Raw genomic sequence first — 23,484 nt, forward strand, 5'->3', positions numbered from 1 at the left:
ATTTATTAATGATAAGTACACATAAAAAAGCTTAAAATTATGCTACGTCATAGGATAGCGAGCATGCTATTTGAGAGTATAAGTTTTCTTTTTACGGTTTGAAAATTAAAAGATATATCTGATGGTAATAATATAAGCAGGGGAATTATTGTGATTGGAAGAAGTGATATTGCTTATTATCAACACACTAATTTTTCCATTGATCTGAATCTGATAGATACAACTGATGCCAGGGTAGGTACATATTTAAGAATTACAAAAAGAAATGGCGAGCTAATAGCGGCGCTGTAAAGTTTTTTTTCAAATAAAAACCTCTCGGCAACGTCATAATTGGCTGGCCATATTCACCTATCGCTTCGGTCAATGCTCGGCTATTGGCGGCCTTGGGGCGCAATTGCAGCACTTCACCATGACGAGCAGTAATGCTTTCGACTTTTCCTAATACAATAAGATCCATGAGTTCTTCCCAATCACGTCGTAGCCGCTCTTCTTCAATCGCATTCGGGCTCCAAAGCAATGGAGAGCCTACACGGCGTTCAGATAGTGGAATACTTCTTTCTCCCTCAACGGGTATCCACAGGACGCGGGATAATTTACGCCTGACGTGGCAGTTTTCCCAGGTAATGCCGCTATTACCTGTTAAAGGAGCAACACAGACAAAGGTTGTTTCTAATGGATAACCTTTGCTATCTACAGGGATAGTTTTCAACTCGACACCGATATGTTCAAAATCTTGTTCAGGTTTACTGCCCGCATTTGCCCCTAAATAGTATTCAAGCAGCATACCAACCCAACCTTTATCACGTTTTAAATTGGGAGGAATGGAGAGCCTGGCCAACGCAGCAAGTTCACCCATAGATAAGCCAGCCAGAGAATGAGCGCGATTGAAGAGTTGTTGTTCGTTTTCAGGCGGTGTTGGAGGTGTAAAGTACATGTTATAGAGTATATTTTTTACTGGTTAAAAAATGTCCATGTGGATTTTGGGAAATCATTATTAATTTATCGTTAACAAGATCATTTTGATAATAGCATGATATACAAGATTTTTTCATTATTGTTTGCTGCATTAAAAATAGACTCGTTATGATTGTTCACTTATTCCCAGTGATAATAAACAGGATCTTACACCATGTTATCCACAGTTTTATGGGATAAGTGATAAAAAGTGAGATCACTGGTTTGATTTACAGCTCTAATGAATGATGTTTTCTACAAAAATAGGCGATTTTTGTTTAACTAAAAGGCATATCCTGTGGATAAATTCACCGGCGGTTAATATTTGCCCAGTGCGAGGGGGGTCAAAAATTTTCACTAGTGATATGTAACGTCAAAAGGAGTATAAAATATATTAACATAATGAAAAACAAAGAGTATTTATTTTCTCTTATAGAGAGTGTAAAAATATGTAATAAAAGTATACCCGTTTTACCCCGCTCTTTTTCACATACATATCCACAGAAAAAGTGAATAAAATGGTTCTGGCCAGACAATAAATGTTTATAACTTTAGCTTTTTCTGTGAATTAACCCTCTGGAGGCGTAATCCACGCAGATTTAAAATCAAACCATCCTGAATTGTTCATTTTTACTCCTTTTATGCCGTGTTTCCCTCTGATATTTTTGAGTAATGGTATTTTTACCAGCCAGTAAGTTATCTTACTGGCCTTTTTCAATGCCTATGTTTCTCTTTGGTTAGGTTTTCCTAAACTTCTTCGGTGATATAGCGTGCAATGATATCGCCCATTGCATCGGTGCTGACCACTTTGTCATTGCCCGCGAGATCTGCGGTACGATAACCTTGTTCCAAAGCGTGATTGATCGCCCGTTCAATAGCATCAGCGGCATCAAGGTGTCCAAGGCTGTAACGCAGCAACAGTGCTGTGGATAATATTTGGGCAATTGGGTTGGCGATATTTTTACCTGCAATGTCAGGAGCTGAACCGCCAGCAGGTTCATATAAGCCAAAACCTTTTTCATTCAGGCTGGCAGAAGGCAACATTCCCATTGAACCTGTGATCATAGCGCACTCATCGGATAAAATATCGCCAAAAATATTGGAGCATAATAGAACGTCAAATTGGGCGGGATTTTTGATCAGCTGCATAGTGGCGTTATCGATATACATATGCTCGATTGCAATATCAGGATAATCTTTGGCGATTTTGCCAACGACTTCACGCCATAACACGGAGCTTTGCAAAACATTCGCTTTATCAATCGAAGTGACTTTATGGCGGCGCTTGCGCGCAGATTCAAATGCAATACGCGCTATCCGTTCTATCTCGAAACGATGATAAATCTCAGTGTCAAAAGCACGCTCATATTTTCCTTCACCTTCGCGCCCCTTGGGTTGTCCAAAATAAATTCCGCCTGTCAGCTCACGGACGCATAAAATATCAAAGCCTTTGGCGGCAATATCATGGCGAAGGGGACAGAATGATTCTAAGCCTGTATATAAGCGTGCTGGGCGTAAGTTACTGAATAGTTTAAAATACTTGCGCAATGGCAATAATGCCCCTCGTTCTGGCTGTTCGGCGGGCGGCAGATGCTCCCATTTTGGGCCACCTACGGAGCCAAATAGGATCGCGTCAGCTTTTTCACAGCCAGTAATCGTTTCTTGAGGCAAAGGTGTGCCATGACGATCAATGGCAATCCCCCCCACATCATATTCGCTGGTTGTGATACGGATATTAAAACGATGACGGATGGCATCCAACACTTTGTAGGCTTGCTTCATAACTTCAGGGCCAATGCCATCACCAGGTAAAACAGCAATGTGACAATGCTTAGTTTCTTGCTTGCCTGGAGTCGCGTCATTTGAAATAGATTGGCTTGAGGTCATGATTATGCAGTTTCCTTTTTGTTGTTCTGGCGATTGTTTTGGATATTGCTGTCTTGGTTACTGCTTTGGGAGATGCGTTGCTTCTCTTTTTCTACTTGCTCTGCCTGCCAGATGTTGTTCAGAACATGGATCATAGCTTTGGCAGAGGATTCAATAATGTCAGTTTCCAAACCCATTCCGTGGAAACGGCGGCCAAAACATTCCACGATAATATCAACCTGACCGAGCGCATCTTTACCATGCCCCTTACCGGATAATTGATAGGAAATTAATTCCAGAGGGTAACCCGTAATGCGGTTGATGGCCTGATAAATGGCATCAACAGTACCATTGCCCGTCGAGGCTTCAGATTTGATTTCATCTCCACAGGCCAGGCTAACGGTTGCAGTAGGTATTACATTGGAGCCTGACTGGATACTGAAATAATCCAGACGGAAATGTTCATGTTCTTGCTGTTGTTGACTGATAAACACTAAGGCTTCTAAATCGTAATCAAATACCTGTCCTTTTTTATCTGCCAATTTCAAGAATGCTTGATACAGCGCATCCAAATTGTAGTCATTTTCTTGATAGCCCATTTCTGTCATACGATGTTTCACTGCGGCACGTCCAGAACGTGAGGTCAGGTTCAACTGGGTATCTTTCAGGCCGATGGATTCTGGCGTCATGATTTCGTAAGTTTCACGATTTTTCAGCACACCATCCTGATGAATGCCAGATGAATGGGAAAACGCATTACTGCCAACAACGGCTTTATGAGCGGGGATCGGTGTATTGCTAATTTGGCTAACTAACTGACTGGTACGGTAAATTTCTTGATGGTTGATATTGGTATGCACTCCCAATATTTGCTGGCGCGTTTTGATAGTCATAATCACTTCTTCCAGCGAGCAGTTACCTGCACGTTCTCCCAATCCATTGATAGTGCCCTCTATTTGACGAGCACCTTCCTGGATTGCTGTAATGGAGTTAGCGACGGACATACCTAAGTCGTCGTGGCAGTGGACTGAAATAATCGCTTTATCAATATTGGGTACGCGGTTAAATAATGTGCGTATAATACCGCCAAATTGGTAAGGTGTTGTGTAACCTACCGTGTCTGGAATGTTGACGGTGGTTGCGCCTGCTTTGATGGCTTGCTCGACAATTTTGCACAAATTATCGATATCTGTACGGCCTGCATCTTCACAGGAAAACTCAACATCATCGGTGTAGTTACGTGCCCGTTTGATAGAGCGAACCGCCATCTCCACAACATCATCAAAGGTTCTTTTTAATTTATGTTCGACGTGCAAATTTGAGGTAGCCAGTACCATATGCAGGCGGAAGGCTTCAGCGACTTTCAGGGCTTCAGCGGCGACATCGATATCTTTGTCAACACAGCGGGATAAGGCACAGATACGGCTATTTTTGATTTCACGGGCGATGGTTTGGACGGATTCAAAATCTCCCGGAGAAGAAACTGGAAAACCGGCTTCAATAACATCAACTCCCAGCCTTTCCAGTGCATAAGCGATTTGCAGTTTCTCTTTCACACTCAGACTGGCTTGTAATGCCTGTTCTCCATCACGTAACGTAGTATCGAAAATAATAACTTGCTGGCTCATGTTGTACTCCTGTTAAATAGACTAACTAGTTAATTTAGTTAGATAACTTATTTGTTAGATAACTTATTGCTGTAACTGGGTTTTATTTCTGAGCGCCGGCAGGTAAAAAAAACCCGCGCATGGCGCGGGTTTTTTGTGTCTGATGTAGGTTAACTTATCCCTGTTTTTCACCCACCAACATACCACGCGCATTATTAAAGGCGATCATTAGTAGGCTTAGTAGAAGAATAGGGTGGATCATGTGAGCTAACCTTTGTAAATTTGTTAACTTAGTTTTAATTGTCAATGTATTTTATAGATACTTTATCTAAAAAGTAATGTCAAGCAGTATTAAGTATGAATTTAGCATGGATTGTGCGCATTTCTGGTTGTTTATTGATTCATTGTTGAGCTTAGTGACTATTTTTTACATTTTTAGCGATGTTTTTATCTATTTTTCATATCTATATATGGAGTAAAATCCTGCTCTGATGGATAAGGAACAAGGATAGATGGATGTTAACCACAGTGTTTTAGGTTAAGAAGTCATAACCATATAGAATATTAATAAATTATATTTTGATAGATTGGAATTTCATTGTTGGCTAATTGTTTTTGATACAAGTCATTAGTGTAAGTTGAGTTATTGCCATTCATATATAACACATTAATATTCATACCTATAAAAATATTACGGTTACGTAGATAAGAATGTATTGGTTATGCATATTTTATTTTTTGTACAAGAATGAATCTCAATATATTTTCTAATAAATTGGGGAGATTGATCTTATTAATTTCCATATTTAATGAGAACACTGCTATAAGTTTAGTGGAGTGAAATAATGACAGAATACAAATCAATAACGACAGAAAAAAAAGAATCATGCGATATTCAATTGCGTGGTGTGGATCTTAATTTGCTGACTGTTTTTGATACTGTAATGCAAATGCAGAATATTACACGTGCAGCTCAGGCTTTGGGAATGTCACAACCTGCTGTCAGTAATGCAGTAGCTCGTTTGAAGACGATGTTTGGTGATGAATTATTTGTTCGTTATGGCCGGGGTATTCAGCCAACCACGAGAGCAAAACAGCTTTTTGGGCCACTCAGACAGGCATTGCAAATTGTCCATAATGAACTGCCTGGAGTGGGATTTGATCCCAACAAGAGTACAAGAGTATTTCATCTCTCTATTTGTAGCCCTCTTGATATTCGTTTAGCTGCTCAAATTGTTGGGCAGCTAAAAAAACATGATTCTAATATCGAAGTTGTCATTAAAACACAAATTAATGATGATATTGAAAAACAATTAAAATATCAGGAAATGGAATTTGTTATCAGCTACAACCAATTGGAATGTCTTGGTTTCCATAATTATTCTCTGTTCAATGATGAATTAGTTTTGGCTGTTTCTAAACATCACCCCAGAATTAGCAAGCGAATTACTCAGCAACAATTGCAGGAAGAAAGACATGCCATCGTTGCGTTGGATAACATAGATTCATTTAGTAAGCCTTACTATGAAAATAATGAATTATTGCGTTCTGTTTCTTATCAGGGAACGGATTTAAATAGCGTTCTTAATATCGTCTCCCAGACTTATTTAGTTGCTATAGTGCCAAAATGGATGGTTGAACACTATTCCGAACAGTTAAATGTCTGTTCAGTATCTTTACCCAATGGTCAAATTTTTCGTCCTTGTTATTTGATATGGCATGGTGCAACAGAGCGGGATAAAGGCCATCAGTGGATGAAATCATTGTTAAGCCATCTTGGTGAGCAAGAATAGATCACGTTAAAGCAGAATAGATGAAATAAGAGTCTATCCCTATGTTGTATACAAGATAGTTGCATACTGGGATAGCGCTCTATCAAAAATGGACTTCCCCCTTTTACTAGGAATAGGTAGACTGCGCGCAAATAGCTAACATCTGTAAGCTGAAAAGTAGGTAATACACTTACTAAAGACGCTGAATGAAATATTTATACAGGAATATATTGTGATAACAGATCCTCTGCACTCCTATCACTTGGTTAATCGCTTGCAGCAGCAATTCAATGAATATCCGGAAAAAATTGCCTTTCGGCAATGGTCACCATCAGAACAGTTGGAAATGAATTGGCGGCAGGTTGAACGTACAACGAGATCCGTGGCAAAAGCATTATTGTCATTGGAAATAGAAGTGCAGGGGAAAGTGGGTATTTTTGCGCAGAATTGTATGGCATGGTCATTGGCTGACTTAGCTATTCTTCAGCTTCGGGCTGTGACAGTGCCATTATACGCGACCAATACTGGTGATCAGGCTGCATTTATTCTTAATGATGCAGGAGTACAGGTGTTATTTGTTGGCGGGCAGGAGCAATATGACATTGCAATATCACTGATTGAACTGTGTCCTAAACTTGCTCATCTTATTGTTATGGATGAATCTGTCGACTTGAAAGGATGCCAGCAAGCATTGTATTTATCCGCTTTTATTGACAATGATTATTCGCAATATCAGGCAGAACTTAATAGCCGTATTGCGGATCAGGATTTGAACGATCTCTTCACGCTAATCTATACCTCTGGCACAACGGGAGAGCCAAAGGGAGTGATACTGGATTACCGGAATATGGCGGCACAGCTCTATCTGCATGATCAGAGATTAACATTGACCAACCAGGATGTATCACTCTGCTTTCTGCCGCTATCCCATATTTTTGAGCGGGCGTGGAGTTATTATGTCATGCACACTGGGGCCCTGAACGTCTATTTAACAGATACGAATCTTGTGCGTGAAGCCATGTCAGGTGTGCATCCGACGGTGATGTGTTCTGTCCCCCGTTTTTATGAAAAAGTTCATAGCGCGATCTTAGAAAAAGTTTCCCGTGCGCCTTTTTGGCGTAGGATGATTTTTAATTGGGCATTGAAGCGGGGAGAAGAGCACTGGTTGCGTCAGCAGAAGAATAAAAAAGGTTGCCCATTCACACGCTGTAGTTATCAATTGGCTGACAAATTGGTGTTGAATAAGCTCCGTGGTCTTTTAGGAGGGCGAGTACGTTTCTTGCCTGTGGCGGGAGCACGCCTCGACGATGCCATTACTCGTTTTTTTCTGTCCATCGGCCTGGATATCAAATATGGGTACGGCATGACAGAAACTTGTGCCACGGTGTCTTGCTGGGAAGAAAAAAATTATCTGTTAGGCTCAATTGGTACGCCATTACCTGATGTTGATGTTCGCATTAGCGCGGAAGGAGAGATTCAGGTGCGTGGCCCTATTGTAATGAAAGGTTATTTCAACCGTCCAGAGGAAACTGTCCATGCCTTTACGGAAGATGGCTGGTTGCGGACAGGCGATGCCGGAAAGCTGGATGATAGCGGTAACCTGTTTATTACCGAGCGCCTGAAAGATTTAATGAAAACGTCAACAGGCAAGTATATTGCGCCGCAAATGATTGAAGGGACGCTAGGGCAGGATCGTTTTATTGAACATATTGCCGTCATTGCTGATGCCCGCCAATTCGTTTCTGCGTTGATTGTTCCCAGTTATGAAGCGCTGGAAGAGTACGCGAAATCTATCAATCTCCATTATCGTGATCGCCTTGAGTTGTTGCGCAATCACCAGGTTGTAGAGCTGTTTGAACGCCGGTTAAAGGAAATGCAAAAAAATATTGTTAAATTCCATCAAGTCAAACGATTTATTCTTTTGCCGGAAGCCTTTTCAATGGAAAAAGGTGAATTAACACCGACATTGAAATTACGCCGCAAGGTTATTTCTCAGCGTTATCAGCGTGAAATTGAATCTATGTATCGGGATTGAAAATAGACAAAAGTTCGGCTCTTCTTGAACAAATGTTTTCAATATGTAAATTGATGTTTGCTAACACTTGTATCTAACGTTATGTTAGTTAACTTAGCGTTATGGCATAAATAAGAAATGGAATAAATAAGGTAATTTTTTCGTTACATTATGAAATTCCGACGATTAACTTGCAAACAGAGCCTGGAGGCAAACTCGATGGAGATGTTGTCAGGAGCCGAAATGGTTGTCAGATCGCTAATCGATCAGGGCGTTGAACATGTGTTCGGTTATCCGGGCGGGGCGGTACTGGATATTTATGATGCCCTGCATACGATTGGGGGAATCGAACATATTTTAGTGCGTCATGAACAGGGTGCTGTTCATATGGCGGATGGCTATGCGCGTTGTACGGGAAAAGTTGGGGTTGTTTTAGTCACCTCCGGGCCAGGGGCAACCAATGCTGTGACGGGCATTGCAACGGCATACATGGATTCAATTCCTATGGTCGTGTTATCTGGTCAGGTTGCCAGTTCCCTGATAGGTAATGATGCTTTTCAGGAGTGCGATATGGTGGGAATTTCCCGTCCCATCGTGAAACATAGTTTTCTGGTAAAAAAAGCAGAAGATATTCCAGATACAATTAAAAAAGCTTTTTACCTGGCCGCAAGTGGTCGGCCAGGGCCTGTTGTTATCGATTTTCCCAAAGATACCGTCAATCCTGCATTGAAATTCCCGTATGTGTATCCTGAAAAAATTAACATGCGTTCTTATAACCCTACTGTTCAGGGACATAAGGGGCAAATTAAACGTGCATTGAAGACGTTGGTGGCAGCACAAAAACCCGTGATTTATGTCGGGGGTGGTGCCATAAATTCAGCATGTACAACTGAACTGCTGAAGTTGGCTGAACATTTTCATATTCCGGTCGTCAGTTCGTTGATGGGATTAGGTGCATTTCCTGCAACACATCGCCAAAGCTTAGGAATGCTGGGGATGCACGGGACTTTTGAAGCGAATAAAGCGATGCACAACTCTGATGTTATTTTTGCAGTGGGTGTGCGTTTTGACGATCGAACAACCAATAATCTGGACAAATATTGCCCGGAAGCAACCGTATTACATATTGATATCGATCCAACCTCAATTTCAAAAACGGTAACAGCGGATATCCCTATTGTTGGGGATGCTAAACAGGTACTTGGTCAAATGCTGGAATTATTGGATTCCATAGAAGAAGATACCCAAGATCCTGATGCCCTGAAAGATTGGTGGCTTTCGATTGAACAGTGGCGCAGCCGCAAGTGTCTTGATTACGATCACACGACAGCGAAGATCAAGCCACAAGCGGTCATTGAAACCCTTTATCGTCTAACCAAAGGGGAAGCCTATATTGCGTCAGATGTTGGCCAGCATCAGATGTTTGCTGCTTTGCATTACCCATTTGATAAACCGAGACGTTGGATCAATTCCGGTGGTTTAGGAACGATGGGGTTTGGCTTGCCTGCTGCGCTTGGCGTGAAGCTGGCGAAACCTGAAGCCACGGTCGTGTGTGTTACAGGGGATGGCAGTATCCAGATGAATATTCAAGAATTGTCTACTGCCTTGCAATATGGTCTGCCTGTTCTGGTATTGAATCTGAATAACCGTTTCTTGGGTATGGTGAAACAATGGCAGGATATGATATACGCGGGTCGTCATTCTCAATCCTACATGGAATCCCTGCCTGATTTCGTCAAATTGGCAGAGTCTTATGGGCATATTGGTGTCTCCATCCAAACTTATGATGAGTTGGAGGTTAAATTGACCCAGGCACTGCATGAAGTCACTGAAAATCAACGTCTCGTTTTCGTGGATGTTACCGTTGACGAAACAGAACATGTTTATCCAATGCAGATCCGAGGCGGAGCAATGGATGAAATGTGGTTAAGCAAAACAGAGAGGACCTGATCATGCGCCGGATTTTGTCTGTATTACTTGAAAATGAATCGGGAGCATTATCCCGCGTGGTTGGTTTGTTTTCCCAACGGGGTTATAACATCGAAAGTTTGACCGTTGCTCCGACTGAAGATCCCACGTTGTCACGCATGACCATTCAAACCAAAGGTGATGCCAAGGTATTGGAGCAAATTGAAAAGCAATTGCATAAGTTGGTGGATGTATTGCGAGTCAACGAATTAACATCAGGGCCTCATGTTGAACGTGAAATCATGCTGGTTAAATTACAAGCCAGTGGATATGGACGGGAAGAGATTAAGCGCAGCACAGATATTTTTCGCGGGCAGATCGTTGATGTGACTTCAACGCTCTATACCGTTCAATTAGTGGGAACGAGTGAAAAACTGGACGCTTTTCTTGATTCAGTCAGAGAAGTGGCAGAGATTGTCGAAGTGGCGCGATCGGGTATAGTTGGTGTCTCGCGCGGAGATAAAATTATGCGATGAAAAATCGTAATCTGCGGGTTAAAATACAGATATTCATTGAGCCCTACTGTAAAGTAGGGCTTTTTCATAATCTTACTGAGGGGTTAATGTGAAACTGGATGAGATCGCCCGCTTAGCAGGTGTTTCACGTACTACGGCCAGTTATGTCATCAATGGTAAAGCCAAGCAGTATCGGGTCAGCGATAAAACAGTAGAAAAAGTGATGGCAGTGGTCAGGGAGCATAATTATCATCCTAATGCTGTCGCTGCTGGCCTTCGGGCGGGAAGAACCCGTTCAATTGGTTTAGTCATACCCGACCTGGAAAATACCAGCTATACACGTATTGCCAATTATCTTGAACGTCAGGCACGGCAACGTGGCTACCAGTTGTTGATCGCATGTTCTGAAGATCAGCCTGATAATGAAATGCGCTGTGTTGAACATCTTTTGCAACGTCAGGTCGATGCTATCATTGTTTCCACCGCTTTACCGCCTGAGCATCCTTTCTACCAACGCTGGGCAAATCGCACATTACCAATCATCGCACTTGACCGTGCTCTGGACAGCGAACACTTTGTCAGTGTGGTTGGAGATGATCTCGAAGATGCGAAGATGCTGGCACAGGAGCTATGTCAATTCCCGGCTGAATCTGTCCTTTATTTGGGGGCATTGCCTGAATTATCGGTCAGTTTTTTGCGTGAACAAGGCTTCCGCGAAGCATGGGAGCATGATCCACGGGAAGTAAACTATCTTTATGCCAATAGCTATGAACGTGAAGCTGCGGCTGAAGTATTTGCGTCATGGTTGGAGGCAAACCCTGTTCCTCAGGCCTTATATACCACTTCATTTGCGTTACTTCAGGGCGTTATGGATACACTCCTCAAGCGCAGTGGCCGGTTACCAAGTCAATTGGTTATTGCCACATTTGGTGATCATGAGTTGCTTGATTTCCTTGAGTGTCCGGTATTGTCGGTGGCACAACGCCATCGTGATGTGGCTGAACGTGCTCTTGAACTGGTATTAGCCAGTTTGGATGAAAAGCAGCGTCCAACCCCCGGAATAACCCGAATGCGTCGTCATCTATGCCGTCGCGGTAAGTTAAGCCGAAAAGCCTAATTGAGTACCCTCATTAAAGATGAGGGTGCTGTTTGCCTGCCTAACATCATCAAAATACGCGTGTTGAGGTAATTTTGAGATTATTCTTACTAAAATTCTTCTAAACGGCTTTTTATAACCGTGAAAATCGATAATGTGTTATTTAAATTCATAAGATGAATAATTTTGTGATAAGAAGTTATTGTTTATGTAAGTTATTTGTTGTTTAAGGGTTATTTTTTTACTTTATTGATATATAATTGTTTTATGTTTTTAGATAAATGCAAAATTTCAATATGTTATTATTTTTTATACTATTGTAACCTAAATATATAGTTATTATTAATAAGTTTATAGAGATCAACAATTGAGCAACAATGAGAGATGGGTTACATAAATTAATTTAAGTGGTAATTAATTGCACTTAATTGCACTTAATTCCACCCTCAATAAGGCTCTCTACAGATTTATTAAATTATTCAAAATTATCATAGTGTTATCTATTATTAATATAGTCAAAACTAAAAAATCCATCTTTTTCTCTTCCGAATCTTTCTGTAAATCTAGCTAAAGCGCACTGGCTCTGGCTTGACAAGGTTTTCATACCATCCGTAAACTCTTAATTGTGGTGATTTGTGGGATAATGTGGAGATTTGGGCCATCAAGGGGTAACCTGAGTATGTTTCGTGGAGCAACGCTGGTTAATCTCGATAGCAAAGGGCGGCTTACTGTACCAGCCCGATATAGAGAAATGCTGAATGAAGCATCAACAGGCCAAATGGTTTGTACTATTGATCTTCATCAGCCGTGTTTGTTGCTTTATACATTACCCGAATGGGAAATCATCGAAAAAAAATTATCTCGCTTATCCAGCATGAATCCAGCCGAACGTCGTGTTCAACGTTTGTTATTGGGACACGCCAGTGAATGTCAAATGGACAGTGCAGGACGTCTTTTATTAGCCAGCACACTGCGTCAGCACGCAGGGCTAACAAAAGAGGTCATGCTGGTTGGGCAATTTAATAAATTTGAATTGTGGGATGAACAAGTTTGGTATCAACAGGTACAGGATGATATTGCGGTTGAGCAATCCACACAAGAACCTCTATCAGCAAGGCTACAGGATTTATCACTATAACATGGCAAATAATCATTTTGAGCATACCAGTGTACTGCTGGATGAAGCTGTCAATGGACTAAATATTCAAGAAGATGGAATTTATATTGATGGAACATTTGGGCGAGGGGGACATTCTCGCCTGATTTTGTCGAAATTGGGGCCCAATGGATGTTTGATGGCGATCGATCGTGACCCACAAGCCATTGAAGCGTCAAAGGCCATTACGGACAAGCGTTTTTCTATCACTCATGGGCCATTTTCTGAATTGGCAACTTATGTAGAAGAGGCTGGTCTGGTTGGAAAAATTAATGGCGTATTGCTGGATTTAGGGGTTTCTTCCCCACAGCTGGATGATCCTGAACGTGGTTTTTCATTTATGCGTGATGGGCCATTGGATATGCGTATGGATACGACACGCGGACAGTCTGCCGCAGAATGGTTGATGAAGGCTGAAGCAGATGACATCGCATGGGTGTTAAAAACATTTGGCGAAGAACGTTTTGCTAAACGTATTGCGAAAGCCATTGTGGCACGTAATCAGGAACAACCTATTACGCGTACCCGAGAGCTGGCAGAGTTAATTGCTCAGGCCAGCCCAGTTAAAGAAAAGCATAAGCATCCGGCAACACGCAGCTTTCAGGCTATCAGGATTTACATTAACAGTGAACTGGAAGAGATAGAACGTGCATTAGATGGCGCACTGCGCGTTCTGGCACCACAAGGGCGATTATCTGTCATCAGTTTCCATTCGTTGGAAGATCGCATAGTGAAACGCTTTATCCGACAACACAGTCAGGGGCCACAGGTTCCAGTTGGTTTGCCTCTCACGGAAGCGCAGTTAAAAACGCTGGGAGGAAGAAGTCTGAAATCTATTGGCAAAATGAAACCCTCAGAAGGTGAAGTAGCCACAAACCCAAGAGCGCGAAGCTCGGTTTTGCGGTTTGCTGAAAAGGCGGGTGAGTGATGGCTGGTGAACGTCATGGGTTAGTTGGCGTGATTGGTAATGATTTAATTCGTAATGCCAAACTCCCACTGATTTTGCTGGTAGCCGTTGTCGTTTCAGCTATCAGCGTTGTGACGGTCGCACATCAAACCCGCTTATTGACTGCGGAAAAAGAGCGTCAAGTGATCCAGCTTGATGCTCAGGATATTGAGTGGCGTAACCTGCTCCTTGAAGAGAACGCACTGGGTGATCACACTCGGGTTGAACGGATTGCGACTGAAAAATTGCAGATGCAACACGTTGATCCAAGTAAAGAGAATATTGTGATTACTCAATAAGTCCAGTTGACAACCAAAAGGTGGGCGATGAAAGCTGCACGCTCTTTAAAGTTGAAAAAGCAAGAAGATAAAGCAAGTTTTGTAAGCTGGCGTTTTGCCTTGCTATGTGGAGGCATTGGGGTTGCTTTAATCGGGCTTTTGATTCGTGTTGCCTATTTGCAGATCATCAATCCTGATCGTTTGGTAAAAGAAGGTGATTCGCGTTCCCTGCGTATCCAATCTATCCCGACTGCCCGTGGCATGATTAATGATCGCAATGGGCGCCCACTGGCAGTGAGTGTGCCTGTTGATGCGGTCTGGGCAGATCCCAAGGAAGTGTTTGAAAAAGGCGGCATCACAAATGACACTCGTTGGCAAGCTTTGGCTGATGCCCTTTCTATCCCTCTTGATCAGTTAACCAGCAAAATTAGCGAATATCCCAAGGGACGTTTTGTTTACCTTGCTCGTCAAGTGAATACTTCTATCGGCGATTATGTCGAGAAATTGAGGTTACCTGGTATCTATTTGCGTCAGGAATCCCGCCGTTATTATCCGGCAGGGCAGGTGACAGCACATATTATTGGAGTGACTAATATTGATGGCAAAGGCATTGAGGGCGTTGAAAAGAGCTTTGATAACTGGTTGACCGGCATGCCGGGAAGCCGAACTGTTCGTAAAGATCGTACGGGTCGTGTTATTGAGGATATTTCATCTACAGATAGCAGGGCTGCCCACGATTTGACGCTCAGCATAGATGAGCGTCTTCAGACTTTGGTGTATCGCGAATTGACGAAAGCGGTTGCACTGAACAAAGCCGAATCAGGTACAGCCGTATTGGTTGATGTCAATACCGGCGAAGTCCTAGCGATGGCAAACAGCCCATCTTATAACCCAAATAATTTGGCTGGAACGCCGAAAGATGCGATGCGTAACCGCGCCATCACCGATATCTTCGAGCCTGGCTCCACGGTGAAGCCGTTGGTGGTGATGAGTGCACTGAATAGTGGCATTGTCAAAGAAAATACAGTGTTAGATACCAGACCATACCGATTAACGTATGGATCGCGGGGGCATGAAATCAAAGATGTTGCACCACGTCCTGAGTTAACTATCACTGGGATCTTACAGAAGTCGAGTAACGTTGGTGTTTCCAAGCTGGCGTTAGCGATGCCTGCCTCAGAGGTGGTAGATGCCTATTCACGCTTTGGGATGGGAAAACCGACCAATTTGGGGCTGGTCGGAGAAAGTAGTGGCTTATTTCCAACTAATAAACAACGGTGGTCAGATCTTGATAGGGCCACCTTTTCTTTCGGCTACGGGCTAATGGTAACGCCGTTACAGTTAGCGCGAGTCTATGCAACGATAGGCAGTCTGGGCGTTTATCGCCCATTGTCAATTACCAAAGTCGATCCTCCCGTACCGGGCATCCGAGTATTTCCTGAAACTGTTATGCGGACAGTGGTGCACATGATGGAGAGTGTGGCATTACCGGGAGGAGGTGGTGTACGGGCTGCGATAAAAGGTTATCGCATTGCCGTTAAAACGGGTACGGCAAGAAAAGTCGGGCCGGATGGCAGGTATCTCAATGATAAGCATATTTCTTATACCGCCGGGATTGCACCGGCGAGTAATCCACGGTTTTCACTGGTTGTGATCATTAATGATCCACAAGCAGGCAAATATTATGGCGGTGCAGTTGCAGCGCCTATCTTCGGCACAATCATGAGTGGTGTTTTGCGTATCATGAATGTTGAACCAGATGCATTGCCTGTAGGCGATAAAAACGAATTTGTGATTAATCAATAAAGAGGATAAAAGTGGCAGATCGTAATTTGCGCGATTTATTGGCTCCTTGGGGTGTTGATACACCTGAGCTTCCGCTGCGTGAAATGACATTGGATAGCCGTAAGGCGGCTGCCGGAGATCTGTTTGTTGCGGTTCAAGGGCATCAGACAGACGGCCGAAAGTATATTCCTCAAGCCATCGCTCAAGGCGTCGTTGCGGTGATTGCAGAAGCGAAGGGAAAAGCGGATCACGGCACGATGCAGAAAATGCACGGTGTGCCTGTTGTCTATCTGGATGATTTAAATAATAAATTATCCAGGCTGGCCGGCGAGTTTTACCAACATCCCGGCAATAAACTGAAATTGGTTGGGGTGACTGGCACCAACGGAAAAACAACAACAACCCAATTGTTGGCGCAATGGAGCCAGGGGCTTGGTGAAACCAGTGCCGTGATGGGAACAGTGGGAAATGGTTTGTTGGGCATGATAGTACCCAGCGAAAATACGACTGGCTCTGCGGTTGATATTCAGCTTGAATTACAGCAACTTGCTAATCAAAATGCCACTTTTGTTGCGATGGAAGTTTCTTCGCATGGTCTGGTTCAGGGAAGAGTAGCTGCACTGCCATTTCAGGCTGCTATTTTTACTAATTTAAGCCGTGATCACCTTGATTATCATGGTGATATGGAAAATTACGAAGAGGCCAAATGGCGACTGTTCAGTGACCATGATGTAAAGCAGAAAATCATTAATGCTGATGATGCTGTTGGGCAGAAGTGGTTGTCTCGTCTGCCGGATGCAGTTGCTGTCTCGATGGAAAATAACTTGCCAGAAAATTGGCAGGGGCGTTGGTTATCGGTCAGTGAGGTGCATTATCACGATAAAGGTGCTTCCATCACATTTAATTCCAGTTGGGGGAATGGAACGTTCAGTAGCCCTCTTATGGGCGCGTTCAATGTGAGTAACTTACTATTGGCGCTTGCAACTTTGTTGTCCCTGGGCTATCCCCTGGAGAAACTGCTATCGACGGCTTCTTGTCTGAAGCCTGTTTGTGGACGTATGGAAGTTTTTTCTGCTGCTGGTCGTCCGACGGTTGTGGTTGATTATGCCCACACGCCTGATGCCTTGGAAAAAGCATTATCTGCGGCTCGCCTGCACTGTAAAGAGCAACTTTGGTGTGTATTTGGTTGTGGTGGTGATCGCGACAAAGGCAAACGTCCATTAATGGGGAGTATCGCAGAGCAGGGCGCTGATCGTGTGATTGTCACTGATGATAATCCTCGTAGTGAAGAGCCTCAGTCAATTGTGGATGATATCCTGCAAGGATTCATCGATCCAGGACAGGCGACAGCGATTCATGGGCGGGTTGAGGCAGTCACCAGTGCCATTATGCAGGCAAGTGAGAAAGATGTTGTTCTTGTGGCGGGCAAAGGTCATGAAGATTACCAACTGGTTGGCAATCGTCGTTTGGATTACTCAGATCGCCTGACCGTTGCGCGTTTGCTGGGGGTAATTGCATGATCCCTCTGACCCTACAGCAATTGGCACAGTTGACGGATGGCTTGTTATATCGCGTTACCGAGCAACAAGCTGAAACTTTGCAAATTCATACGGTGGAAACTGATAGCCGTAACATCGTGCATGGCGGTTTGTTTATTGCCTTAAAAGGGGAAAAATTTGACGCCCACGATTTCGCTGCTGATGTAGCACAGCAGGGCGCTGGCGCTTTATTGGTGAGCCATTGTCTGGATATTGATTGCCCGCAGGTTGTGGTTAAAGACACTCGTCTGGCGATGGGAAAACTGGCGGGCTGGGTTCGTCAGCAAAGTAAAGCACGCATTGTGGCGTTAACCGGCTCATCGGGTAAAACGTCGGTAAAAGAGATGACTGCGGCGATCTTGCATCAGTGTGGAAGTACCCTTTATACCGCGGGCAACTTCAACAATGACATTGGGGTGCCATTAACTTTGTTCAGGCTTACTGATGAACACCAGTTTGCTGTAATTGAACTGGGAGCGAACCATATCGGTGAAATTGCTTACACCACTGAAATGACTCGTCCTGAAAGTGCATTGGTCAATAACCTCTTTTCTGCTCATTTGGAAGGATTTGGTTCGTTGGCTGGGGTTGCAAAGGCAAAAGGTGAAATTTTTGTAGGCCTTGTTTCAACCGGAACCGCCATAATCAATCTGGATAGCAATGATTGGGACAATTGGCAGCACAGCATTAGCGATCAGCAAACAGTATGGCGCTTTTCTGCTTCATCAGCAACGGGGGCGGATTTTTACCCAACAGACATTTTAGAACAACCGTTGGCCACGCATTTTTGTCTCCATAGCCCAATTGGGAATGTTGAACTGACATTGCCATTGCCGGGAAAACACAATGTTGCCAATGCGTTGGCAGCCAGTGCGCTGGCGATTTCTGTTGGCGCATCACTGGATGATATTCGTACCGGATTATCGGGGTTGCAAGCGGTTGCAGGACGTTTATTTCCTATTCCTCTGACTGAGGAAAAAATGATATTAGACGACACCTATAACGCGAATCCCGGCTCCATGATAGCTGCGGCGAATGTGCTGGCGCAGATGTCCGGTTATCGAGTCATGGTTGTTGGTGATATGGGAGAGTTGGGGGAGCAGGCGATTGAATGCCATCGTGAGGTGGGCGAAGCCGTAGCATCCACAAATATAGATAAGGTACTCAGCGTTGGGGCTTTCAGTGCCCATATTAGTGACGCGAGTGGTCGGGGGCAGCATTTTGCGAACAAGGCTGAATTAGTTGCAGCGCTGCTTCCTTTATTGGAACAACACGAAATGATTTCCATATTAATTAAAGGTTCACGCAGTGCCGCTATGGAAGAGGTAGTGAACGTACTGAAGGAGAACTTCCAATGTTAGTTTGGCTGGCCGAATATTTGGTTAAGTATCACACGGGCTTTAACGTCTTCTCTTATTTGACGTTCAGAGCCATCGTCGGCTTGCTTACTGCATTATTCATCGCGCTATGGATGGGGCCAAGGTTGATCGCTTATCTACAAAAATTGCAAATAGGTCAAGTTGTACGCGATAACGGTCCTGAATCCCATTTTAGTAAGCGTGGGACACCGACAATGGGGGGATTGTTGATTTTGTTCTCCATCACGATCTCTGTGTTGCTGTGGGCGCGTTTGGATAATTTATATGTTTGGTGTGTTTTGCTCGTTTTAATCGGTTATGGCGTTGTGGGATTTGTGGATGATTACCGCAAAGTGGTGCGTAAAGACACCAAGGGACTCATTGCTCGTTGGAAATATTTCTGGCAGTCCGTTATTGCTCTGGGTGTCGCGTTTGTTATGTACAGCATCGGCAAAGATACATCTGCAACCCAATTAGTCGTGCCATTCTTCAAAGAGGTTATGCCACAACTGGGTTTGCTTTACATTCTGCTGACTTATTTTGTGATTGTAGGAACCAGTAACGCGGTGAACCTGACTGATGGATTGGATGGCCTTGCCATTATGCCAACAGTACTCGTTGCAGCAGGTTTTGCCTTGGTGGCATGGGCAACGGGTAACGTGAATTTTGCTAACTACCTGCATATCCCTTATTTGAGCCACGCGGGTGAACTGGTGATTGTCTGTACTGCGATTGTCGGTGCAGGGTTGGGTTTCTTGTGGTTTAACACTTATCCGGCGCAAGTGTTTATGGGAGATGTTGGTTCATTGGCGCTGGGCGGGGCATTAGGAACCATTGCTGTGTTGCTGCGCCAAGAGTTCCTGCTGATCATCATGGGGGGCGTTTTTGTGGTGGAAACGTTGTCTGTCATCTTGCAGGTTGGTTCATTCAAACTGCGTGGACAGCGTATTTTCCGTATGGCGCCGATTCATCATCACTATGAATTGAAAGGTTGGCCAGAGCCACGCGTTATCGTGCGCTTTTGGATTATTTCCTTAATGTTAGTGTTGATTGGTCTGGCAACACTGAAGGTACGTTAATCATGGCTGAGCGTCTCATGACGGAATACAAGGGTAAAAAAGTTGTTATCGTTGGTTTAGGGCTGACAGGTTTGTCCTGCGTTGACTTTTTTATTACACGTGACGTGATCCCACGTGTGATGGATACCCGCATAGTGCCACCGGGCCGCGATAAGCTGCCTGATAGTGTCGAATGTCACACCGGCAGCCTGAATACACAATGGTTGATGGATGCCGATTTAATCGTTGCCAGCCCAGGGATTGCGCTGTCAACGCCTGAATTGCAAGCGGCGGCTGATGTTGGTGTTGAAATTATCGGCGATATTGAACTGTTTTGCCGCGAAGCGACTGCGCCAATCGTTGCCATTACGGGTTCAAATGGTAAAAGTACCGTGACTACCCTACTTGGCGAAATGGCGAAAACAGCGGGGTGGCAGGTTGGTGTGGGGGGCAACATTGGTATCCCTGCACTGGAATTGCTGAAACAGCCTTGTCAGCTTTATGTACTGGAGCTGTCCAGTTTCCAACTTGAAACAACTTACAGCTTAAAAGCAGCGGCAGCGACGGTATTGAATGTGACCGAAGACCACATGGTTCGTTATCCCAAAGGGTTGGCACAGTATCGTGCAGCAAAGTTGCGTATTTACAATCAGGCAAAAATTTGTGTGGTCAATGAACAGGATGCTCTGACACTACCAGAAACAGGCAAAGACAGCCGTTGTATCAGCTTTGGTGTGGGTAGTGGTGATTATCAGCTTGATAGTAAACACCAACAACTGATGGTTAATCAACATCCTGTGCTGGCAACACGTGAAATGCAGTTGGCTGGGCAACATAACTATGCCAATGGATTGGCAGCGTTAGCACTGGCAGATGCTGTAGGTATTCCTCGTGCGGCCAGCCTTCAGGCTTTACGTACTTGCGCTGGACTAGAACACCGTTTTCAGGTGATTCACATGAGAAATGGTGTCCGTTGGGTGAATGATTCTAAGGCGACCAATGTTGGCAGTACCCAGGCGGCACTCAGTGGATTGAAGCCGGAAGGGACACTCTATCTTTTATTGGGGGGAGATGGAAAAGCGGCAGATTTTACCCCATTGAAACCCTATATATCTGGAGATCATATTCGTCTTTACTGTTTTGGTCGTGATGGAGGGCAGCTAGCACAATTGCGCCCGGAAATTGCAACACTGACAAAAACAATGGAACAGGCGATGAGAGAAATTGCACCCAGGCTGATTTCTGGCGACATGGTACTGCTGTCACCCGCTTGTGCGAGCTTCGATCAGTTCAATGGTTTTGAACATCGTGGTCATGAATTTGCCCGTTTGGCAGAGGAGTTAGGCTGATGACCCTTCCAGGCCTTGGTAAATTTAAAACTTGGTTAGCGGGAAATGTGGAGACCGATGCCACAGATACCGTTATGTATGATCGTACCCTGGTCTGGATGATATTAGGGTTGGCTGTGATTGGCTTTGTCATGGTAACGTCGGCATCAATGCCCGTTGGGCAGCGCCTTGCCCAAGATCCTTTTATCTTTGCACGACGTGATGCCATTTATTTGTCACTGTGCTTTTTCTTGTCCCTTATTACGCTGCGCATTCCGATGGACTTCTGGCTGCGTTATAGCAATGTCATGTTATTAGTGACAATCATGATGCTGGTTGTGGTGCTGTTTGTGGGAAGTTCAGTCAATGGGGCATCACGTTGGGTAGCGATTGGCCCATTACGCATTCAGCCGGCAGAATTGTCGAAACTATCACTTTTTTGTTATCTCTCCAGCTACTTGGTTAGAAAAGTTGAGGAAGTAAGAAACAACTTCTGGGGATTTTGCAAACCGATGAGTGTCATGGTTGCACTGGCAATTTTGTTGTTAGCACAGCCCGATTTGGGGACAGTGGTGGTGTTATTTGTAACAACTTTGGCACTGCTGTTTCTGGCAGGTGCGAAATTGTGGCAGTTCCTGGCCATTATTGGCTGCGGAATATTTGCCGTGTGCGTACTGATTGTTGCTGAACCTTATCGTATACGCAGGGTGACCTCTTTTCTGGACCCGTGGGAAGATCCTTTTGGCAGTGGTTATCAGTTAACCCAATCGTTAATGGCATTTGGTCGTGGCGACTTCTTTGGACAAGGACTGGGAAATTCAGTTCAGAAACTCGAATATCTGCCAGAGGCCCATACTGACTTTATTTTCTCCATTCTGGCCGAAGAATTGGGTTATTTCGGTGTGGTTTTAGTGCTGGCAATGGTATTCTTCGTCGCTTTCCGTGCCATGATGATCGGTCGTCGGGCATTGCAGCTTAATCAACGGTTTTCTGGTTTTTTGGCTTGCGCCATCGGCATATGGTTCAGCTTTCAGGCGTTCATTAACGTTGGCGCGGCGGCAGGTATGTTGCCAACCAAAGGATTAACATTACCTTTAGTCAGTTACGGTGGTTCTAGTTTGATAGTGATGTCAACGGCCATCGTCTTGTTGTTGCGAATTGATTATGAAGTACGTCTGGCAAAAGCACAGGCGTTTGTAAGGAGCCCTAAATGAGTGGCAAAAACCGGCGTTTGATGGTGATGGCTGGTGGTACAGGGGGGCATGTGTTCCCAGGCCTGGCCGTTGCCCACCATTTAAAAGAGCAGGGGTGGGATATTCGCTGGTTGGGAACCGCGGATCGCATGGAGGCTGATTTAGTTCCGAAACATGGCATTGATATCGAATTTATTCAGATTTCAGGTTTGCGGGGCAAGGGGATTAAAGCGTTACTTGCTGCCCCAATTAGAATTTTTAAGGCTATTCGACAGGCAAAAGCCATTATACGCCGTTATCAGCCCGATGTGGTGCTGGGGATGGGAGGATATGTCTCTGGGCCAGGTGGAATCGCGGCATGGTTGTGTGGCATTCCGGTGGTATTGCATGAGCAAAATGGCATTGCGGGGCTCACTAATCGTTGGTTAGCCAAAATTGCCAAAACAGTTTTACAGGCATTTCCAGGAGCATTCCCCAGCGCGCCGGTTGTTGGTAACCCGGTAAGGGAGGATGTATTGGCATTGCCAGAACCAATGCGGCGTTTGGCTGGGCGTGAAGGATCTGTTCGAGTGCTGGTCGTTGGCGGTAGTCAAGGTGCCAGGGTTCTGAACCAAACTATGCCAGAAGTTGCCGCTCGCTTGGGCGATAAAATCACTTTATGGCATCAGGCAGGCAAGGGCGCCAGGGAAGAGACGCAGAAACAATATGAAGATTCGGTTAAAACTGAATTCAAAGTGACTGAATTTATTGATGATATGGCGCAGGCTTATGCGTGGGCTGATATTGTCGTATGCCGTTCTGGTGCACTTACGGTCAGTGAAATTTCCGCCGCAGGCTTACCGGCGATTTTTGTTCCTTTCCAGCATAAAGATCGACAGCAATATTGGAATGCCTTGCCTCTGGAAAAAGCGGGAGCCGCAAAGATACTCGAACAGCCCGAATTTACGGTTGATGCGGTCGTCGGGTTATTGACCCAGTGGCAACGCCCACAATTGTTAGAAATGGCAGAAAAAGCACGCTCAGTATCTATCATTAATGCAACCGAGCGTGTAGCAGCAGCATTGATTGAGGCTGTAGAGAATCATTCAGGCCGTTCCAGGTAGAACGGTGAT

General features: G+C 44.4%; 17 protein-coding genes and 1 pseudogene. 15 read left to right on the top strand and 3 right to left on the bottom strand.

Translation table 11 applies throughout. The annotated features are described in order from the left end of the window. Window positions 1-253: 253 nt before the first annotated feature. From mutH to leuA, 3 genes are all read right to left on the bottom strand, one after another. Complete coding sequence (gene mutH / locus BDE27_RS15225; RefSeq protein WP_099131590.1) at window positions 254-934, bottom strand: DNA mismatch repair endonuclease MutH; 681 nt, start codon at window positions 932-934, stop codon at window positions 254-256. A gap of 767 nt (window positions 935-1,701) precedes the next feature. Beyond that, entirely contained in the window at window positions 1,702-2,841 is a 1,140-nt protein-coding gene (gene leuB / locus BDE27_RS15230; protein WP_099131591.1) for a 3-isopropylmalate dehydrogenase, read from the bottom strand. Window positions 2,842-2,843: 2 nt separating this feature from the next. Next, entirely contained in the window at window positions 2,844-4,448 is a 1,605-nt protein-coding gene (gene leuA, locus BDE27_RS15235; RefSeq protein ID WP_099131592.1) for a 2-isopropylmalate synthase, read from the bottom strand. An 824-nt stretch (window positions 4,449-5,272) separates the two neighbouring features. On the opposite strand from leuA, the gene leuO reads away from it, so the two are divergent. The 15 genes and pseudogenes from leuO (at window position 5,273) to murG (ending at window position 23,475) form a co-directional block, all read left to right on the top strand. Beyond that, window positions 5,273-6,220 (top strand): transcriptional regulator LeuO, encoded by a 948-nt coding sequence (gene leuO / locus BDE27_RS15245; protein ID WP_099131593.1) that lies wholly within the window; start codon window positions 5,273-5,275, stop codon window positions 6,218-6,220. 214 nt (window positions 6,221-6,434) lie between these two features. Next, the gene (locus BDE27_RS15250) at window positions 6,435-8,234 is read left to right on the top strand and encodes an AMP-dependent synthetase/ligase (protein WP_420882891.1); all 1,800 of its coding nucleotides are present in this window, start codon (window positions 6,435-6,437) and stop codon (window positions 8,232-8,234) included. 198 nt (window positions 8,235-8,432) lie between these two features. Continuing rightward, window positions 8,433-10,163, top strand: coding sequence for an acetolactate synthase 3 large subunit (ilvI, locus tag BDE27_RS15255; protein ID WP_099131595.1), 1,731 nt, complete (start codon window positions 8,433-8,435; stop codon window positions 10,161-10,163). Between the two features lie 2 nt (window positions 10,164-10,165). Then, entirely contained in the window at window positions 10,166-10,657 is a 492-nt protein-coding gene (gene ilvN, locus BDE27_RS15260; protein ID WP_167450619.1) for an acetolactate synthase small subunit, read from the top strand. An 88-nt stretch (window positions 10,658-10,745) separates the two neighbouring features. Next, window positions 10,746-11,753: a catabolite repressor/activator gene (gene cra / locus BDE27_RS15265; protein ID WP_099131596.1), complete on the top strand. Its 1,008-nt coding sequence runs from the start codon at window positions 10,746-10,748 to the stop codon at window positions 11,751-11,753. A gap of 658 nt (window positions 11,754-12,411) precedes the next feature. Then, window positions 12,412-12,870 (top strand): division/cell wall cluster transcriptional repressor MraZ, encoded by a 459-nt coding sequence (mraZ, locus tag BDE27_RS15270; RefSeq protein WP_099131597.1) that lies wholly within the window; start codon window positions 12,412-12,414, stop codon window positions 12,868-12,870. A 1-nt stretch (window position 12,871) separates the two neighbouring features. Then, window positions 12,872-13,816 carry a 16S rRNA (cytosine(1402)-N(4))-methyltransferase RsmH gene (gene rsmH, locus BDE27_RS15275; protein WP_099131598.1) on the top strand — a complete coding sequence of 315 codons (945 nt, stop codon included), beginning with the start codon at window positions 12,872-12,874 and terminating at the stop codon, window positions 13,814-13,816. Further along, window positions 13,813-14,133: a cell division protein FtsL gene (gene ftsL, locus BDE27_RS15280; RefSeq protein WP_099131599.1), complete on the top strand. Its 321-nt coding sequence runs from the start codon at window positions 13,813-13,815 to the stop codon at window positions 14,131-14,133. Before rsmH ends, ftsL begins: the two co-directional genes overlap by 4 nt. 27 nt (window positions 14,134-14,160) lie before the next feature. Further along, a pseudogene (locus tag BDE27_RS15285) lies at window positions 14,161-15,943 on the top strand (peptidoglycan glycosyltransferase FtsI). Continuing rightward, a complete protein-coding gene (murE, locus tag BDE27_RS15290; RefSeq protein ID WP_099131601.1) occupies window positions 15,930-17,417 on the top strand; it encodes a UDP-N-acetylmuramoyl-L-alanyl-D-glutamate--2,6-diaminopimelate ligase in 1,488 nt (495 codons plus the stop codon). The pseudogene BDE27_RS15285 and the gene murE overlap by 14 nt, the downstream one beginning before the upstream one ends. Further along, window positions 17,414-18,796, top strand: coding sequence for a UDP-N-acetylmuramoyl-tripeptide--D-alanyl-D-alanine ligase (gene murF / locus BDE27_RS15295; RefSeq protein ID WP_099131602.1), 1,383 nt, complete (start codon window positions 17,414-17,416; stop codon window positions 18,794-18,796). The genes murE and murF overlap by 4 nt, the downstream gene beginning before the upstream one ends. Next, complete coding sequence (mraY, locus tag BDE27_RS15300; protein ID WP_099131603.1) at window positions 18,790-19,872, top strand: phospho-N-acetylmuramoyl-pentapeptide-transferase; 1,083 nt, start codon at window positions 18,790-18,792, stop codon at window positions 19,870-19,872. The genes murF and mraY overlap by 7 nt, the downstream gene beginning before the upstream one ends. Before the next feature lie 17 nt (window positions 19,873-19,889). Continuing rightward, window positions 19,890-21,200: a UDP-N-acetylmuramoyl-L-alanine--D-glutamate ligase gene (gene murD / locus BDE27_RS15305; protein ID WP_208638603.1), complete on the top strand. Its 1,311-nt coding sequence runs from the start codon at window positions 19,890-19,892 to the stop codon at window positions 21,198-21,200. After that, window positions 21,200-22,393: a cell division protein FtsW gene (gene ftsW, locus BDE27_RS15310; protein WP_099131605.1), complete on the top strand. Its 1,194-nt coding sequence runs from the start codon at window positions 21,200-21,202 to the stop codon at window positions 22,391-22,393. The genes murD and ftsW overlap by 1 nt, the downstream gene beginning before the upstream one ends. Further along, entirely contained in the window at window positions 22,390-23,475 is a 1,086-nt protein-coding gene (murG, locus tag BDE27_RS15315; RefSeq protein WP_099131606.1) for an undecaprenyldiphospho-muramoylpentapeptide beta-N-acetylglucosaminyltransferase, read from the top strand. Before ftsW ends, murG begins: the two co-directional genes overlap by 4 nt. Window positions 23,476-23,484 lie beyond the last annotated feature (9 nt).

Origin of the sequence: Xenorhabdus ehlersii (assembly GCF_003610465.1) — a bacterium.
Lineage (GTDB): Bacteria > Pseudomonadota > Gammaproteobacteria > Enterobacterales > Enterobacteriaceae > Xenorhabdus > Xenorhabdus ehlersii.

What these genes read in the sequence shown, in the direction of transcription:
- mutH (WP_099131590.1), bottom strand. Translation starts at nt 934, where the DNA reads ATGTACTTTACACCTCCAACACCGCCTGAAAACGAACAACAACTCTTC.
- leuB (WP_099131591.1), bottom strand. Translation starts at nt 2,841, where the DNA reads ATGACCTCAAGCCAATCTATTTCAAATGACGCGACTCCAGGCAAGCAA.
- leuA (WP_099131592.1), bottom strand. Translation starts at nt 4,448, where the DNA reads ATGAGCCAGCAAGTTATTATTTTCGATACTACGTTACGTGATGGAGAA.
- leuO (WP_099131593.1), top strand. Translation starts at nt 5,273, where the DNA reads ATGACAGAATACAAATCAATAACGACAGAAAAAAAAGAATCATGCGAT.
- ilvI (WP_099131595.1), top strand. Translation starts at nt 8,433, where the DNA reads ATGGAGATGTTGTCAGGAGCCGAAATGGTTGTCAGATCGCTAATCGAT.
- ilvN (WP_167450619.1), top strand. Translation starts at nt 10,166, where the DNA reads ATGCGCCGGATTTTGTCTGTATTACTTGAAAATGAATCGGGAGCATTA.
- mraZ (WP_099131597.1), top strand. Translation starts at nt 12,412, where the DNA reads ATGTTTCGTGGAGCAACGCTGGTTAATCTCGATAGCAAAGGGCGGCTT.
- rsmH (WP_099131598.1), top strand. Translation starts at nt 12,872, where the DNA reads ATGGCAAATAATCATTTTGAGCATACCAGTGTACTGCTGGATGAAGCT.
- murF (WP_099131602.1), top strand. Translation starts at nt 17,414, where the DNA reads ATGATCCCTCTGACCCTACAGCAATTGGCACAGTTGACGGATGGCTTG.
- mraY (WP_099131603.1), top strand. Translation starts at nt 18,790, where the DNA reads ATGTTAGTTTGGCTGGCCGAATATTTGGTTAAGTATCACACGGGCTTT.
- murD (WP_208638603.1), top strand. Translation starts at nt 19,890, where the DNA reads ATGACGGAATACAAGGGTAAAAAAGTTGTTATCGTTGGTTTAGGGCTG.
- ftsW (WP_099131605.1), top strand. Translation starts at nt 21,200, where the DNA reads ATGACCCTTCCAGGCCTTGGTAAATTTAAAACTTGGTTAGCGGGAAAT.
- murG (WP_099131606.1), top strand. Translation starts at nt 22,390, where the DNA reads ATGAGTGGCAAAAACCGGCGTTTGATGGTGATGGCTGGTGGTACAGGG.